The sequence below is a fragment of the Chitinophaga rhizosphaerae genome, from assembly GCF_003958645.1.
Classification (GTDB): Bacteria; Bacteroidota; Bacteroidia; order Chitinophagales; family Chitinophagaceae; genus Chitinophaga; species Chitinophaga rhizosphaerae.
On record NZ_RXLO01000006.1, the window covers coordinates 100,262 to 116,902 of the forward strand.

16 protein-coding genes are annotated in these 16,641 nt (G+C 54.7%); 9 read left to right on the forward strand and 7 right to left on the reverse strand.

Annotated features, from left to right (window positions below):
- Positions 1–321: 321 nt before the first annotated feature.
- On the reverse strand, positions 322–1,086 hold the full coding sequence (locus tag EJ361_RS15540) for an alpha/beta hydrolase (RefSeq protein ID WP_126246563.1): 765 nt from the start codon (positions 1,084–1,086) through the stop codon (positions 322–324).
- Positions 1,087–1,177: 91 nt separating this feature from the next.
- Between EJ361_RS15540 and EJ361_RS15545 the strand changes: the two genes are divergently transcribed.
- From EJ361_RS15545 to EJ361_RS15575, 7 genes are read left to right on the forward strand one after another with little or no spacing between them, the layout of a single operon-like run.
- Positions 1,178–1,633 carry a hypothetical protein gene (locus EJ361_RS15545; RefSeq protein WP_126246564.1) on the forward strand — a complete coding sequence of 152 codons (456 nt, stop codon included), beginning with the start codon at positions 1,178–1,180 and terminating at the stop codon, positions 1,631–1,633.
- Positions 1,634–1,675: 42 nt separating this feature from the next.
- A complete protein-coding gene (locus tag EJ361_RS15550) occupies positions 1,676–2,443 on the forward strand; it encodes an esterase family protein (protein WP_240646642.1) in 768 nt (255 codons plus the stop codon).
- A 3-nt stretch (positions 2,444–2,446) separates the two neighbouring features.
- Positions 2,447–3,397 carry an ATP-grasp domain-containing protein gene (locus EJ361_RS15555; protein WP_126246565.1) on the forward strand — a complete coding sequence of 317 codons (951 nt, stop codon included), beginning with the start codon at positions 2,447–2,449 and terminating at the stop codon, positions 3,395–3,397.
- A gap of 37 nt (positions 3,398–3,434) precedes the next feature.
- Positions 3,435–4,538, forward strand: a complete 1,104-nt coding sequence (locus tag EJ361_RS15560; protein ID WP_126246566.1) for a carboxylate-amine ligase — start codon at positions 3,435–3,437, stop codon at positions 4,536–4,538.
- A gap of 10 nt (positions 4,539–4,548) precedes the next feature.
- The gene (locus EJ361_RS15565) at positions 4,549–5,358 is read left to right on the forward strand and encodes a type 1 glutamine amidotransferase (RefSeq protein ID WP_126246567.1); all 810 of its coding nucleotides are present in this window, start codon (positions 4,549–4,551) and stop codon (positions 5,356–5,358) included.
- A gap of 11 nt (positions 5,359–5,369) precedes the next feature.
- On the forward strand, positions 5,370–6,563 hold the full coding sequence (locus EJ361_RS15570) for a hypothetical protein (protein WP_126246568.1): 1,194 nt from the start codon (positions 5,370–5,372) through the stop codon (positions 6,561–6,563).
- Positions 6,564–6,573: 10 nt separating this feature from the next.
- Positions 6,574–6,963, forward strand: coding sequence for a RidA family protein (locus tag EJ361_RS15575; RefSeq protein WP_126246569.1), 390 nt, complete (start codon positions 6,574–6,576; stop codon positions 6,961–6,963).
- A gap of 68 nt (positions 6,964–7,031) precedes the next feature.
- Here the strand turns inward: EJ361_RS15575 and EJ361_RS15580 are convergent, their stop codons facing one another.
- The 4 genes from EJ361_RS15580 to EJ361_RS15595 all read right to left on the reverse strand — a co-directional run bounded on the left by EJ361_RS15580 (position 7,032) and on the right by EJ361_RS15595 (position 9,650).
- Positions 7,032–7,340 carry a rhodanese-like domain-containing protein gene (locus EJ361_RS15580; RefSeq protein WP_126246570.1) on the reverse strand — a complete coding sequence of 103 codons (309 nt, stop codon included), beginning with the start codon at positions 7,338–7,340 and terminating at the stop codon, positions 7,032–7,034.
- Positions 7,341–7,362: 22 nt separating this feature from the next.
- Positions 7,363–8,193 carry a PASTA domain-containing protein gene (locus EJ361_RS15585; RefSeq protein WP_240646643.1) on the reverse strand — a complete coding sequence of 277 codons (831 nt, stop codon included), beginning with the start codon at positions 8,191–8,193 and terminating at the stop codon, positions 7,363–7,365.
- 15 nt (positions 8,194–8,208) lie between these two features.
- On the reverse strand, positions 8,209–9,207 hold the full coding sequence (locus tag EJ361_RS15590) for a D-alanine--D-alanine ligase (protein WP_126246571.1): 999 nt from the start codon (positions 9,205–9,207) through the stop codon (positions 8,209–8,211).
- Between the two features lie 95 nt (positions 9,208–9,302).
- The gene (locus tag EJ361_RS15595) at positions 9,303–9,650 is read right to left on the reverse strand and encodes a 4Fe-4S dicluster domain-containing protein (RefSeq protein ID WP_126246572.1); all 348 of its coding nucleotides are present in this window, start codon (positions 9,648–9,650) and stop codon (positions 9,303–9,305) included.
- A 91-nt stretch (positions 9,651–9,741) separates the two neighbouring features.
- Here EJ361_RS15595 and EJ361_RS15600 point away from each other — a divergent pair, with 91 nt between their 5' ends.
- Together EJ361_RS15600 and EJ361_RS15605 are read left to right on the forward strand one after the other, a co-directional pair.
- Positions 9,742–10,755 (forward strand): acyl-CoA reductase, encoded by a 1,014-nt coding sequence (locus tag EJ361_RS15600; RefSeq protein WP_126246573.1) that lies wholly within the window; start codon positions 9,742–9,744, stop codon positions 10,753–10,755.
- A 255-nt stretch (positions 10,756–11,010) separates the two neighbouring features.
- Positions 11,011–12,540: a trypsin-like peptidase domain-containing protein gene (locus EJ361_RS15605; RefSeq protein ID WP_126246574.1), complete on the forward strand. Its 1,530-nt coding sequence runs from the start codon at positions 11,011–11,013 to the stop codon at positions 12,538–12,540.
- A gap of 378 nt (positions 12,541–12,918) precedes the next feature.
- On the opposite strand, the gene EJ361_RS15610 is transcribed toward EJ361_RS15605, so the two are convergent.
- On the reverse strand, positions 12,919–13,680 hold the full coding sequence (locus EJ361_RS15610) for a LytR/AlgR family response regulator transcription factor (protein ID WP_074237512.1): 762 nt from the start codon (positions 13,678–13,680) through the stop codon (positions 12,919–12,921).
- Positions 13,677–16,613 (reverse strand): sensor histidine kinase, encoded by a 2,937-nt coding sequence (locus EJ361_RS15615; RefSeq protein ID WP_126246575.1) that lies wholly within the window; start codon positions 16,611–16,613, stop codon positions 13,677–13,679. Before EJ361_RS15615 ends, EJ361_RS15610 begins: the two co-directional genes overlap by 4 nt.
- Between the last annotated feature and the right edge of the window lie 28 nt (positions 16,614–16,641).

A 16,641-nucleotide genomic window follows, 5' to 3' on the forward strand; every position in this document is an offset into this window, starting at 1 on the left:
GGTGCGGCTTCTTTATTGACGGTAAAACTCATCCATTAACACAAAAATTACATCCGGCAGATATCCTGCTGCGTTAGTATAAGGAGAACAGGCCTCCCGGTGCCGGGCGTACGAAGCAGAATGAACGCTCCCAGGTAAAAAGACATGCGCTCCGGGACGACTTTTCTATCGAATTACAGAGGACAATGGCTGACGAGATAGCCGTTCCGCGTAGGGTGGGCGGCTTTCTTTTTTTGTTTTCGGTGGAAAGGGATATAACCCTCATTACGACCCGATCGGGGAAATCGGGCAGCTTTCCTTTTTATTTTCGGTGGATGGGACTCAACCGGTTTTAACGACCCATTCGAGGAAATCGGGCATCACCCCGGCCCAGGTTTCGGTATTGTGGCGGCCGCCGGGCACCAGCTCGTATTGAATATGCCGGCCTTTTTCATAGCCTTTCGTTTCGAGGATACGCACGAGGTCTTCCGTATCGTCTACCGCGTCGATAACACCGTTGGCATCGCGGTCTGCCAGTTCATCTTCCGTTCCGGCTTCGAAAAAGAATTTCAGTTCAGGCTTGAAAATCCCTTCTTCCACCTGGCGGTGCATGATGCGCGGGCCTCCGTCGGCCGATGAGCGCCACCAGAGCGATCCCGAGAACACACCGGCTTTCCGGAACTGGTCGGGATGGTTCCAGACGATATCGAGCGCGGAAAGCCCGCCCAGTGAGAATCCCGCGAAAGTGATGTCCGGAAAGGCCTGGTGGTAGCGGTTCCGGAGGAACGGGAGCAGCTCCCGCAGCACGAAGCGCGCATATAGCGAGGCTTTGCATCCTTCCCCCTTCGCCCCTACGTGTTTTTCCGTTCCATATTCCTGGTTACGCTGCGGGCCGGCATGGATAGCCGCCACCCACAACGAAGGATGACTGTGGTTTTGCAAATGTTCCAGCATGGCGGGGAACCCCATCGCGTCCAGCTCCTGGCCGTCGTTCAACAGCAGCAGGTGCGGCGTTTCGCGCGGGGACGCAGGTAAAAAGCAATCGAATGTCACTTCCCGCTGGAGGAAGATCGAATACTGGCCGAAGGATTCTTTTCTGGGAAGCATAGCGGGCGGGTTGGGTTCTTCTGTAATTTAACAAATTGGCGCCAGAAATGCGCCGCAGAAATGTTATTTTACAGTTGTGAAAAGAGGAAAAATGCCATTCAAACCCTTCCTGCTGCCACTCGTGATGCTGATCTCGCAGGCTGTCTGGGCGCAACAGGCCTTACCGGGTACCGATAAATCCGTTCCCAACATCCTCATCAAAGGCCAGGCGCCCGATGGCGCGTACCCTTTTCTGGTGGTGACGGAACTGACGCTCCCGGGCTGCAAGGGCGCCGGGCAAACCGCCGAACAGGAAGAAACCCATGCATCCATCGCCGAATCCGCATCGCGCCAGATGCAACTGCTCACCACCAACGTGGAAGCAGGTTTCAAATCCGAAGGCTGCAAACGCACCGATTACTATTACGTTTCCGATACGCTGGACCTGCGTTCGGTCATGAATATTTTCTATAAAGACAACTACGGCGCCTATCCGCACTTGGTGAGCATCCGGCCCGATCCCGGATGGAAAGCGTATCTCTCGCTGCTGGAAACCGCCGGAAAGTAAGCTGGACCTGTATCCTTTAACCTGTGAAAAACCGAACGGCGCATGCCAACATTTACCATTCCTTTACCTGAAAAACGTTTATCCGTAAAACCCGAAGCATTGACAGAAAACTATTACAAATGGCAATCCCCCTCGTTGGGCCGCGAATTTGAAATGCTCGTTTTCGGCCATGCAGGCTACCCGCTGATCCTCTTCCCCACATCCATGGGGCGGTATTACGAAAACAAGGACCGCGGGCTGATAGCGTCCGTAACCTGGTTCGTACAAAATGGCCGGGTACGGATTTATTGCCCGGACAGTATCGACGCCTTGAGCTGGTTCAACCGCCAGATCCACCCCTCCGAGCGGGCGCGCAACCACGCGATGTACGACGGGTTGCTCATGGACGAGCTCCTCCCCCGCATCCGCCAGGAAACCGGCCACGACCGCGTTGCGGTAGGCGGTTGCAGTTTCGGGGGATATCATGCGGCCAATTTCGCCTTCCGGCACCCGGAATCGGTAGCGTACCTGTTTTCGCTCAGCGGTTTGTTCGACATCCGCGCGCGGGCGGAAGGGCATTACGACGATAATATCTACTATCATAACCCCATGGACTTCGTGCCCGACAACAGCCACCCGGACCTCTGGCGAATGGGGATCGTGCTGGGCGCGGCGGAACACGATATCTCCAGGGCGCAGAACGAACAGTTCTCCGGTATCCTGCAGCAAAAGAATATCCAGCATTGGCTCGACGTAAGGCCGAATTCGCACCACGACTGGCCCGCCTGGAAAGAAATGCTGCCGCATTATCTCTCGCTGTTAAAACATTGACGGATGAAGAAAATCGGGATCCTTTACGGCCAGGAAAACACTTTCCCGCAGGCGTTCATCGACCGGGTGAACCGCATCTGCGGACCAGACGTGCTGGCCGAATCTGTCATGATCGACAAGGCCGTCCAGGGCGGCGTTGCGGAATACACCGTCATCGTAGACCGCATCTCGCACGACGTTCCCTTTTACCGCGCCTGGCTCAAAGACGCCGCGCTCCGGGGTACGGCGGTGCTGAACAACCCGTTCTGGTGGTCGGCCGATGAAAAATACTTCAACAACGCCCTCGCGCTCAGTTTAGACATCCCCGTGCCCAACACGGCCTTGCTCCCTGCTTTCGTGCAGCCGGACAATACCAGCGCACGGTCGTTCCGCAACCTGGCGTTCCCTATGGACTGGGAAGGGATTTTCAAGTACGTGGGGTTCCCCGCTTATATGAAACCCTACGCTGGCGGCGGCTGGCGCGATGTGCACTACATTAAATCCCGCGAGGAATTTTTTGACATCCATCAGCAAACCGGCCAGGAAACCATGATGTTGCAGGCGGAAGTGAAATGGGAGGAATATTACCGCTGCTTTTGCATCGGCGCCAAACATGTTCACATCATGCCGTACCATCCGGGGTTGCCCCAAGCGGAGCGGTACAATGCGAATTTCCGTCCATCTCCCGCGCTGGCGGCGCTTATCAGGGAATTCACCATCTCGCTCAACAGGATGCTGGGATATGATTTCAATACCGTGGAATTTGCCGTGCAGGACGGTGTCCCTTACGCCATCGATTTCTGCAATCCCGCACCGGACGCGGCGCCCCAATCGGTAGGCCCGAAAAACTTCGAATGGTTCCTGGAACACTCGGCCATATACGCGCTGGAAAGGGCCATGGCGGCTCGTGAAGACGAAATGAACCTCCGATGGGGCATTTTCGTTACCGGCGCCGCGGCGCGCAATCCCGAATAATTTACGAACTTCACCTCCGGTTAACCAATCGTTACACATGAACTTTGCCGCTTTTACGCTCGGAATAGAAGAAGAATACATGGTCATGGACCCCGAAACCCGGGAACTGCGCTCCCATGAACAGAAAATCGTGGAACAGGCGCAGAAGGTCATCAAAGACAAAGTAAAGGCTGAAATGCACCAGGCCGTCGTGGAAGTGGGCACACAGATCTGCGCCAATATCGACGAAGCCTGGAGCGATGTTTACCTCCTGCGCAAAACGATCCACGAAATCGCCGGGAACCTCGGCTTCAGCATCGGCGCTTCCGGCACCCACCCGTTCTCCAAATGGGAAAAACAGCTCATCACCGATCACCCCCGCTATTTCGAACTGGTCAATGAAATGCAGGACGCCGCCCGGTCTAACCTCATCTACGGTTTGCATGTACACGTAGGCATGGAGAACCGCGAAATGGCTATCCACATCGCCAACAGCGTCCGCTACTTCCTCCCCCACGTGTTTGCGCTGAGTACGAACTCGCCGTTCTGGGAAGGACGGAATACCGGGTTTAAGTCGTTCAGGACGAAGGTGTTCGACAAATTCCCCCGCACCGGCATCCCGGACTATTTCGCCAGTATCGAAGAATACGACAACTACATCAAGCTGCTCGTCAAAACCAATTGCATCGACAATGCGAAGAAAGTCTGGTGGGACCTCCGCGTGCATCCTTTCTTCAACACCGTCGAATTCCGCATTTGCGACGTGCCGCTCACCGTCCGCGAAACCATCACGCTGGCCGCGCTTTTCCAGGCGGTTTGCGTCAAGATATTCAAGCTCCGCGCACAGAATCTCAACTTTATCCTCTACAATCGCGCCCTTATCAACGAAAACAAATGGCGCGCATCGCGGTACGGGCTGGATGGCAACCTGATCGATTTCGGGAAGGAAATGGAAGTGAATACCCGTGCCCTCATTTACGAACTCCTTGATTTCGTGGACGATGTAGTGAACGACCTCGGTACCCGCGATGTGATCACGAAGGGAACGGAGGAGATTCTTTCCGGCGGAACCGGGGCGGATAAACAACTGAAAGTATTCGAAGAATCCGGTAACGACTTCAATGCTGTAGTCGATTACATACAATCCCGCTTTCTGGCGTAATTTTGCAGTAATGAAAGTAGCTGTCTTAGACCTGTATGAAGGCGTTCCCAACGAGGGGATGCGCTGTATCCGGGAAATGCTCCTGCAATTTGCCGAAGCGCGCCAGATACCTTTGCAAATCAATGAGTTCGACGTTCGCGGACAGGGCATGGTTCCCGACCTGGGGTACGACGTTTACATCAGTTCCGGCGGGCCGGGAAGTCCGGTAGACAGTGCCGGCAGCGCTTGGGAAGCCAGTTATTTCGGTTGGCTGAACGCCGTGCTGGACTGGAACCGGAAGGAAGGGCGCCCCAGGAAGCACGTTTTCCTCATTTGCCATTCGTTCCAGATCGTATGCCGCCATTTTCAGTTGGGAGAGGTTTGCCGGCGGAAGAGCCCGGCTTTTGGCGTGTTCCCCGTCCATCTCACCCATGCAGGCGAAAAAGAACCTACCTTTAGCGGATTGGAAGATCCTTTTCACATCGTTGACAGCCGCCACTGGCAAGTGATCCAGCCGAACGAAGCCAACCTTGCGGCCATGGGCGCCGAAGTGCTCGCCATCGAAAAGGAAAGGCCGCATGTTCCCCTGGAAAGGGCCACCATGGCTATTCGCTTCAATCCGTATATGATCGGGACGCAATTCCACCCCGAGGCCGATGCCGAAGGGATGCACAAATACCTCCGCCAGCCCGCCTGCCGCAAACGCGTTGTGGGCGACCATGGTGAAGAGAAATACGAAAACATGCTGGAACTGTTGCAACAGCCAGACAAGATCCTGCGCACGCACGATACCCTGCTGCCCAACTTCCTCGAAGCGGCGCTGCAATACCAGCATACCTAAAACGAATCATCATGATCCCCGATATCCGCCTCGCCTATAACCAATCGTTTTCACCGGCCCGATACCAGGCGCTGCTGTCGGACCTCGCGGCTTCCTCGGGCGTGAAACCAGCGTTCCGCATCGCGGAAACCCCGGTTTTTGTGCCGCGCCAGCTGACCGAACGCCTCCTCGACGCAGGAGACGCCGTGTTGAAAGTGATCACGCGGCCGGATATCAAAACCCTCACGGCCGGGGCTATCCCGAAAGCATATAACGTGCCCGGCGAAAATGCGCGGCCGCAATTCATCATCATCGATTTCGCCGTAACACGGGCAGACGACGGCTCCCTCACGCCGAAACTCATCGAGCTGCAGGGGTTCCCGAGCCTGTTCGGATTCCAGGAACAACTCGCTGCCGCGTACCGGCGCCATCTGAACGTACCTTCAGGACTGGAGAACCTGGGCAATGGGCTCAATCCTGCCTCCTACCACGACCTGCTCCGGCGCACCATCGTCGGAAACCGGCCGGCCGGGGAAACGATTCTGCTGGAAGTGCTGCCCCTGCAACAGAAAACCCTCATCGATTTCGCGATAACCGAAGCGATGCTCGGCATTCCCGTGGTCTGCGTTTCGGAACTGAAGCAGTCGGGCCGCGAGCTGTATTTCGAGCGCGGGGGACAGAAACGCCCCATCAGCCGGATCTACAACCGCGTCATTTTCGAAGACCTCGAAAAGATGCGGCCGCAGCTGGGCAACCCCGTTGACCTGCGGCAGGATTTCGACGTGGAATGGGCGCCCCATCCCAACTGGTATTACCGCATCAGTAAATACCTGTTGCCGCACATCAGCGGCCCATTTGCCCCGCGGGCCTGGTTTCTGGACGAAATCCCCGTGTTGCCGCAGCAGTTGGACCAGTTTGTGCTCAAACCCCTGTTTTCCTTCGCCGGCCAGGGCGTCATCATCGACCCCACACCTGAGGACGTGGAAAAGATCGCCGATCCCGGCAACTGGATTCTGCAGGAAAAAGTGGCGTACGCTCCGGCGGTGGAAACGCCCACAGGTCCGGCCAAATGCGAGATCAGGCTCATGTATTGCTGGCCGGAAGACGCGCCCGCTCCCATCCTCGCCCATAACCTGGCCAGGCTGAGCAAAGGCAAGATGATCGGTGTGAGCTTCAACGATTCGCAGGATTGGGTAGGTGGAAGCAGTGCTTTCTTCGAATACTAAAAACAACGATATGCAACGACTCAACATCAGTTCCGGCGCTCCCTGGGAGGCCAAAGTCGGCTATTCCCGCGCAGTCCGGATCGGTAATGTGGTGGAGGTTTCAGGGACGGTTTCGCAGGACGGGGATAAAGTCATTGGCCTCGGCGATCCTTACGAACAGGCCAAGCATGCGCTGGCCAAGATAGAAGCCGCGCTCGTGAAAGCAGGTGCTTCACTGCACGATGTAGTGCGTACGCGCATGTTCGTGACCGATATATCGAAATGGGAAGAGATCGGCCGCGCGCACGGGGAATTTTTCGGCGGCATCCGGCCGGTTACGACCATGGTGGAAGTGAAAGCCCTCATCCACCCCGACCTCCTCGTCGAAATCGAGGCTACGGCCATCGTTCCCGTGAAATGACCGCATCCGGGCATAAAAAAACCGGATGCGCAACGCATCCGGCCGTGGGCATGTGTGCCCGGAATCTCTTAGGCCCCGAAAGTTTCCTGCCATTTCAGCATTCCGCCTACCAGGTTTTTCACGTTGGAGAAGCCCATGGTTTCGAGGATCATGGCTGCCTGCCCGCTACGGTTGCCGCTGCGGCAATACACGATCACTTCTTCGTTTTTCAGCGGTTCGATCTCGTCTACCTGCATCGCGCGGATATCGCCGAGGGGAACGAGGGTGCCGCCAATGTTGAACTCGGCGTTCTCATGCGGTTCGCGCACGTCTACCAGGTTCAGCTTTTCGCCGCTGTCGATACGTTTTTTCAGGTCTTCTGCAGTAATATTTTCCATTGTTGGTTTTTTACAAAGTTAATTAATCTTCGGATGCAGGCTGTGCCGGCGCCAGTACGGCCGTTGAATCCGTCACGGGTTTGGTGACAGACAGCCACAGGTCCACGCTTTCGCCCGCACGGATGAGGTTCATCTCTCCCAGGCCATTGCGCCGCGCTGGCGACTGGCGGTACACGAATGCACCGAGGGTATCCGTCACGGCACCGTCGATGAGCACGGTACCGATGATCAGGTTGCTGGCGGCGAGCACTTCGCGGGCTTCCATATACGTCAAGCCCACGGTTTCAGGCACGGGGTTCTCCATGCTGCCGGTACCGCTGGAAAGCACGAGGGTGATATTGCTGCCCTCGGGGATCTCGGTGCCCGGTTTGATGGGCTTGCCGTGCAGGAGCTGTTCCAGTACGGTGTTGGTAGCGAAGTCGGGGCGATAGATGGTATCGCCGATGTTGAGCCTGCGGGCGCGGAGCGTCATTTCGGCGCTGCGGTAAGTCAAACCTTCGAGATCCGGCATCGGCACCATGGGCGGCACCACTTTATTCACCGTGAGGTAAATGGTGCGGTGGCTTTTCACGACGTCTCCCCGCTCGGGGGTCTGCTCATACACGAGCAACGCCCGCATGGTATCGATATATATGGAGTCGCGCACTTCCACGCCGAAGCCGAGGGCTTCCAACGCCTTGGTGGCGTCTTCGATGCTTTTGCCCCGAACGTCGGGAACGGTCACTTCTTCGCCGTGGCGGGTGAGGAAACCGAGGGATAGGAAGAAAATCACGCCCAGTAGGATGATCAAGCCGCCGATAACCAGCAGATTGAACCAGAACGAACGTCTCGTTATATTATCGAACATTTTCATATTAGCAAAGTATGCTTATTTATTAACAGCAGCAAGGCACTCTTCAATAAGTATGCCGTAAAACTCGCGCAAAGTCATGCCTGCGGCGCGCACCTGCTGGGGCACGAGGCTGTTTTCGCTCTGGCCGGGCATGGTATTCACTTCCAGGAAGTACACGTCGTTCGTCCCTTCTTCGAGGATGAAGTCTGCACGGGCGATGCCTTTGCAGTTGAGGCGGTTGTACAGTTCCTGCGCCACCTGGCGGATGTGGGCGGCGGCTTCTTCGGGGATTTCGGCCGGCGTCACTTCATTCGTCACCCCGGGCGTATATTTGGCTTCGTAATCGAAAAACTCTTTGCCGGAGCGGATTTCCGTGAGCGGGAGCACCTGCAGCTCGCCGTTTTTCCGGAATACGCCGCACGTCACTTCCGTGCCTTTGATGAATTCTTCGATGAGCACCTGGCTATCTTCCCGGAATGCTTTCCGGATGGCTTCGTCCAGGTCTTCCGCATGGTTCACCTTGCTCATCCCGATGCTGCTGCCCCCTTCCGCCGGTTTCACGAACACGGGCAGGCGCAGGTAGCTGAGGATGGCGGCGGGAAAATAGGGCTGATCGCGGAAAATATGGTACGACTTGCTCACTTTCACCACGCCGAGCGCGGCCACCACTTTGTTGCAATAGCTTTTATTGAAGGTGAGCGCAGACGTGACCATGCCGCAGCTGGTGAAGGGGATGCCGAGCATTTCGAAGTAGCCCTGGAGGCGGCCGTCTTCACCAGGCGTTCCGTGGATGCCGATAAACACGGCGTCGAACTTGATATGGCCTCCGGCAGTGCGGAGCGAAAAATCGTTTTTGTCGACTTCCACGATGGTGCCGTCGGGAGCGGTATATGTCCACCCGTCGCGGGTGATGATGATTTTATAAACGTTGTAAAGGGCGGGATCGATGTTGCGTTCGATCACGGCGGCGCTTTGGACGGAGATCACATATTCTCCGGAATAGCCGCCCGCAACGAGGGCGATGTTTTTCTTCATAGTTCGGCAAAATAACAAAAAAGGAAGGCCCAACATACGCTGATCCTTCCTTTCTCAAGATTATTTCAATGAAATATATCGGTTTGACGGGGAAACTACAGGTGCAGCTTGGCTTTCTTGGCCATGAGCTCGTCCACCGTTTCCTGGTACATTTCGTCGGGCACGCAGCAATCTACCGGGCAAACTGCAGCGCACTGGGGCTCTTCGTGGAAGCCCTGGCACTCGGTGCATTTATTGGGAACGATAAAATACGTGTCTACCGAAATCGGTGCATTCCGCTGGTCGGCGTCCATTTCGGTGCCGTCCATCAAAGTATAGCTTCCTTTTACCGTGGTACCGTCAGCAAGCGCCCATTCCACGCCGCCTTCGTAAATAGCGTTATTCGGGCATTCGGGTTCACAAGCTCCGCAGTTGATACATTCATCCGTTATCTTAATTGCCATATTGTAAACTTTTTGTTTAGGATGTAAGCCATTAATTTTGCTCCAAAAATAAAATATCTTCAAATCAAATACTCAATTTATTTTCCCGGAGATGAATGTAACAAATAAAATCACCCTATTGGAGCGCCTCGGTGCTTATCTGAACGGACAGGGGACGGACGAAGAGCGCGAGGAACTCCGTTTGGTCAAGGAAAAAGCGTTTCGGCAAAACGGGTGGTTCATCCCGGAATTCGTGGACCTGGCTGTTGGCCAGATCGCGGACAATTTCCTCCGGCGCCCCCTGCTGGAAGCCTGGGTGGCGCAATACCCGGGCTTCGGCGAACCGGAAGCCCCCAAAACCGTGGGCATCGTGGCCGCAGGGAATATCCCGCTCGTAGGGTTCCACGACTGGCTCACCGGCTTCCTCTCCGGCCATCGCATCAAACTAAAACTGTCTTCCAAAGACGCCGTGCTGCTCCCCCACCTCATCGGGAAGATCGCGGAATGGTCTCCCGAAGCCGGCGAGCTCACCTCCGTCCAGGACGTCCTCAAAGACTGCGACGCCTACATCGCCACCGGCAGCAACAATTCTGCCCGCTATTTCGAGTACTATTTCTCAAGATTCCCCCACATCATCCGCCGCAACCGCACGTCGGTAGCCGTGCTCACCGGCGCCGAAACGCCCGCGGAGCTGGAAGCCCTGGCAGACGACGCCCTCCTGTATTTCGGGCTGGGATGCCGCAACGTCACCAAAGTGCTCGTGCCGGAAGGGTACGATTTCGAGCCGCTCATGACCGCGTTCAAAAAATACGACTGGCTCATGGACAATCACAAATACAAGAACAATTACGATTATAACCTGGCGCTGCTGCTCCTCAACAACGCGCCGTTCAAAACGAACGACAACCTGTTGCTGCACGAGAACGAATCCGTTTTCTCGCCGCTCAGCGTGCTCCATTACGGCATGTACCGAAACCGCGGAGAACTGGAAGCCCAGCTGGCCGAAAACCCTGACCTGCAGTGCATTGTAGCTGCAGACCGCATCGCTTTCGGACAGGCCCAGGCGCCCCGGCTCACGGATTATGCAGATGGCGTGGATACCGCCGCTTTCTTCGCCGCATTGTAAGCCCTGCACTTACATGAGCGGTTAACAAATTGTCACATCTTATTGTTAATTTGACAGGCACTGTTCCACCTATGGCAGTGCCTGTTTCCATTCCCGCCGGCAGGTTTTAACGTTTGACCTAAAAAACTGTTAAATACTTCCGTGTTATAACATTCAACGGCCATCTGCCGTTACATTTGTACAACGAGGCATGTAAATTGATGGGGTACAGCCATAGGAAATACCCACATTTTAACCCTTAAAACCAGTACCTGTATGAAATTTTCGCATGTCGCAGGGACCGTTCTTATCAGCGCGGCGACTGCAATTGCCAGTATATATGTGTACAGCAAATACTTCCAGCCGAAAAGCATGGGGCTGTACCAAAACGGGTCGGACACCGTGCCGGCCAATTACGTGGATTACAGACCGGGCTCCGCGGGCAGCAGTGCCATCACGCCGCCGACGGATTTTACGCAGGCGGCGCGTATCGGAACACCCGGCGTAGTACATATCAAAACGAAGATCAATCCCCGGCAGCTGGGTAACAACCTGCAAAAAAGGCGCAGCCTGCTGGAAGAATTCTTCGGCGAACAGTTCGAAGACAATAGCCGTCAGTACTATTCACCGCCGCAAATGGCGTCCGGTTCCGGCGTGCTCATCTCGGACGATGGGTACATCGTGACCAACAATCACGTGGTAGACGATGCAGACGAAATCTCCGTGACACTGAGCAACAACAAGACATTTACCGCCAAAGTGGTGGGGACGGACCCCAGTACCGACCTGGCCGTGATAAAAATAAGCGCGACAGGCCTTCCCTACCTGCTGTACGGCAATTCCGACGACGTGCAGGTGGGCCACTGGGTGCTGGCCGTGGGCTATCCGCTCAACCTCGAAACCACCGTTACGGCCGGTATCGTGAGCGCGAAAAGCCGCAGCATCGGGATCAACCGGCGGAACAGCCGCAACGCCATCGAGTCGTTCATCCAGACGGATGCGCCCGTGAACCAGGGCAACTCCGGCGGCGCGCTGATCAATACCGCCGGCGAACTGATCGGTATCAACTCGGCCATCGCGTCGCCCACCGGGGCTTACGCAGGGTACTCCTACGCCATCCCGGTGAACCTGGTGAAAAAAGTAGTGAACGATATCATGAAGTTCGGGAACGTGCAACGCGCCTACCTGGGCATCGAATACGACGATCCGAACCGGTTGACCGACGAACAACTGAAAGACCGCGGCATGACGCGCGATATGGCCGGCATCAAGGTGCTGGGCGTTCCGCAGGGCGGTGCCGCAGCGGCGGCAGGGATCAGGACGGGAGACGTGATCACGAAGATCAACGGCGTGTCCACGGCTTCCATCCCCGAACTGATGGAGCAACTGAGCCGCTACAAACCCGGCGATAAGGTGACGGTCAGTTATCAACGGAACGATAAAGAATTGACTGCCAATGCCATCCTCAAAAACCTGGAAGGCAATACCGACATCGTGAAACTCAGTGTGATCGACCACCTGGGGGCGGATGTGGCTCCTTTGACCAGGGAAGCGGCCAGCAAATTGGGTATCGACGGCGGGCTGGTGGTAACAAATATCGGCAGCGGGCTTATCAAGAAACAGACGAATATGAAACCTGAATTCGTTATCCTGAAGGCAGGCAACACAGCCATCAGGTCTACGGACGATCTGAAACGCGCCCTGGATGGAAAGAAGGCTGTGAGACTGGAAGGTTTCTATTTTCGCGACCGCTACGCCAATATATATTATTACGACCTGGACCTTTCCGGAGGTACATCGTTTTAGGAGAATATTTTACGTGTTTTCATATAGGTTTTATAGGTTAGGATTAAAGGCTTCCCGTTTTCGGGAGGCCTTTTTCATACATTTTGTTTACTAATTTGTTACGAATAGTAAGCTTTTAATGTATTACATTTTAATATGTCTTACCAACTGGTTGGCAATAAATTAAATAGAAAAAGCCCTCCGGAAACGGAGAGCTTTTTGATGGCCGTGCTGGTAAAGAGCTTACAAACATGACCATATATCCTATGAAAACCCTACACCGAATGTAGGACTATAAATCATACAGGCACCGTTACGTTTGGTAAACGCTGGAAACGGGTTCGGCAACGGCCGTAAAGCATCGGTGAAAAAAAGAAGCCCCTTTGCAGGGGCGGCGTTTCAGAGGTTGATCACTCCTTTGAGCTGGGTGAAAAACTCGTCTTTTTTGCGGGAAGAGATCGGGATGTTCTTCTGGTCGCTCATGATAACGGCCGTGCCCAGGCCCTTGATGATCTTCACGATGTGGTGAATGTTGATCAGGAAGGATTTATGGACACGATAGAACCCCTTGTCAGACAACATCTCTTCGTACTCCTTGAGGGATTTGGAAATGAGATGGCTGACGTTGTTGATCAGCTGGATCTTCGTATAGCTGTCGAACGCTTCGCAGTAAATAATGTCTTTCAGATCGATGACGTTGTACCCGTCGTTCACAGGGATCACGATCTTCGAGAAGGCGTTATCGTTATTCTTGACGTAATCTTTGAGGATGGACGCCAGTTCGTTGAGCCGTCCCTTTTTGCTGCGCTTCACTTTTTCCAATGCGTCTTCCACCTCACTCACCTTGATAGGTTTGAGGAGATAGTCGAGGGCGGCGAACTTGATGGCTTGCAGTGCGTACTCCTGGAATGCCGTGATAAATATCACTTCAAAATTGAGTACAGGGAACATTTCCAGCAGCTGAAAACCGTTATGAGGGGGCATTTCAATATCCAGGAAGAGAACGTCGATGGGGTTGTTCTTGATCATCTCCGCGGCTTCATGGATATTTTGTGCTTCGCCAATAACTTTTACATCCTTGCAATAGTTTTCCAAAATATTACGCAGGATATGAATGTTGCGGACCTCGTCGTCTACAATGGCAGCTTTAATTATACTCATAACATCTTTACAATGGGAATGAGGATTTCGACCAAGGTACCTGCCTTGTTGCCGAATCCAGAGTTAAATTTATCAATTATTTCCAACTTTCCAACGCTTCCATTAAAAGATTTGATAATCTGCAGCCTTTCACGGATCACGCTCAACGCCGTGGATTCGTGTTTAGCGAGCTTTCCGGTCTTAATGCTGTTGGCACGTTCCCACCCGATCCCATCATCATCCACCGCGCAATACAGCAGATCTCCCTGCAGTTCCAGCCGCACCAGCAGGTGCCCGCTCCCGTTCTTCGGCGCCAGCCCGTGCTTGATGGCGTTCTCCAGGATAGGCTGTATGAGCATGGGCGGGATATAGATCGTGTATTCCTTCAGCTCCTGGCTCATGTCGAATTTATATTCGAAAGAATTGGCGAAACGGATTTTCTCCAGCTCGATGTACCGCGTCAGGAAAGCGATCTCGTCTTCCAGCGAAATATAGGATTTGCGGGAATTATTGAGCATTTGCCGCATGAGCGTCGCGAAATCGGCCAGGAAGTTCAGCGCCTGCTTCTCTTCCTTCTCCAAAATGAGGTGCTGCACGGAATTGAGCGAATTGAAGATGAAATGCGGGTTCATCTGGTTGGTAAGGGCCTTGGCCTCGAGCTCGGCTATACGCCGGTTGTACTCCGTTTTCCGCCGCTCGCCCCCCTTGATCCGCGCCACAATGTACCGCAGCACGAGTAATATAGCCATAATGCCCAATAACACCAGCACACCCCTCGCCCACCATTCCTGGTACCAGCGCGGCAAAATGGATATGCGCAGCACCACGGGCCTGCTCCACCCGCTCTTGTATTTCCGCGCCCGGATCAACAGCGTGTAATCACCCGGTTGCAACTTGGGATAGGGCACGATGTTGCTCATCGTCGTCACCCAACCGGAAGTCGTATCGTTCGAAAAATTGTATTGATATTCCACCAGATCGGGCAAATCATACGCGATCGCGCCGAATTCCACTTCAAAAGTGCTGCTCCATTCGTACAAATGCTGGAAATACGGTCCCGGGATCCACACGCTGTCCCCATATCGGATCGAATTGAGGTACACCGTCGGCGGAACGGTATCCACCGGGATATGGTCCCGCGAGAAATAACAAAGCCCGTTAGACGTGGCCACGTACAGCGTATCGCCGGCATGACTGATCCCGCGGATGTCGTCGCTCATGAGCCCGTCGTTCGACGTCAGATTGCGCAGCAGCGTGCGGGTGCGGGTATCGATGATCGACAAGCCCTTATTGGTAGCCACATACAGCCTTCCGTTCCCGTCATAATACAGCTGCTGGCAGATGTCGCTCACCAAATGATCGGAAGTCCGGAAATGGCGCACCACTTCATTATCCTTCAGCACAAATATGCCCTGGTCGCTCGTCCCCACCCACAAATAACCATTGATCCATTGGAGGTCCTTAATGCTTTGGCTGAGCCGCGGATCGTCCTGCACCGGCACGGGAAATGCCATGTTCCTGCCAAAAAACAGCCCGGAGCTCGTTCCCAGGTAATAGCTGCTATCGCTCACGGAAGCGATGGAATTGACCTGGGTTTCCAGCGGCGAAAGGTCGAGGCCCCGCCCGTCTGTCCCGAAAGCGAGCCGGTTGCGGCTCACCACGCGGAGTTTCCCATCCGGCGCAAAATCCATGTCTTTGATATCGCGCATCCGCAGCGCCGGTTTCGGAGCAGAACCGCCGGGCGCGTAATTAAAGACGATATTATCCGTCGCGATCACCAGTTCGCTCGAACCCGGTTGCGCCAAGATGCCCAGCACGGAATTGCGGCCGCCGGTAGAATCCAGCTCGTACCTGCGGATGCTCCCGTCTGGCGTCATCACGTTCAGCATACCCGCGTTTTCGCCGATATAGAGCAGACCGTTCCGCTTGTCTTTGAACACACTGTACACGGAATGGGAATATAAGCCGTTGGTATTGTCGAGGTAAGCGAAATAAAAATGCTTGAACGGGATATGGTACACGCCGTCGCCGAAAGTGGTGATCCAGGTATTGCCGTCGCGGTCGTGGAGGATAGATGTAATGAAGTGATTGTTCAGCAGTTTGCTGATCTTGCGTTCGCCTCTGAAAAAGTCGCGGATGAGGTACAATGCGCGCGGAGTGCCGATCCAGAGGTTGTCTCCGTTGATGCTCATGCTGCTGATCTCTTCGCGGATGCCCCATTCCGAACCGGAAAAGAAGGGCATAATGTCTTGCGGGGTGTAGGAATAGAGGATATTTCCGGTGATGATGACGGGATTGCTCCGGATGCGCTCCACAAACCTTTGGTTACCAAGTGAATATGGCGGAGCGATAAATATTTTCTGCTGGACGTTGTTGCTGTCTTTCACGCCCGCAAGGTTGAAATACCGTTGCAGGGGGTAGAAGACGCTGTCCTTGCCGAGGATGCTCATAACGTCCATGGAGCTGGCGCCGAGCTTGTCGTACACCGTTTTGCGGCCGTTGTACTGGATAATGCGGCCGGCGGAATTGAGGAACCAGATGGTGCGGGCGCGGTCTTCGAACGCGTATTGCACGAAATGGCTGCGGCTGTTGTAGCGGAGGGTGGAATCGGTGTCTTCGTTGTGGACAACGTGGTTCTGGAAGAACGAGAGTTTCCCGTTGCTGGTGAAGAACCAGATGCGGCCGCGGCTGTCTGCTGCGAGCTTCCCGACGTCGTTATCGGTGAGACCGTCCTTTTTGGTATAGTTGCGGAAGCGTTTGCCGTCGAATTTACTGACGCCGGTAGGCGTGGCGAACCAGATAAAACCTTCGAGGTCCTGTACGGCGCTGTATACCGTAGCGTTGGCAAGCCCATCCTTCACATTATAATTACGGATGACCAGGCCCTGCGCGGACCCCACGAGGGGGCCGGCCAGGCAGGCCAACAGCAATATTATGTAACGGATGGCTTGCATCAACGGCAATTATCGGCTTTTTCCTTGA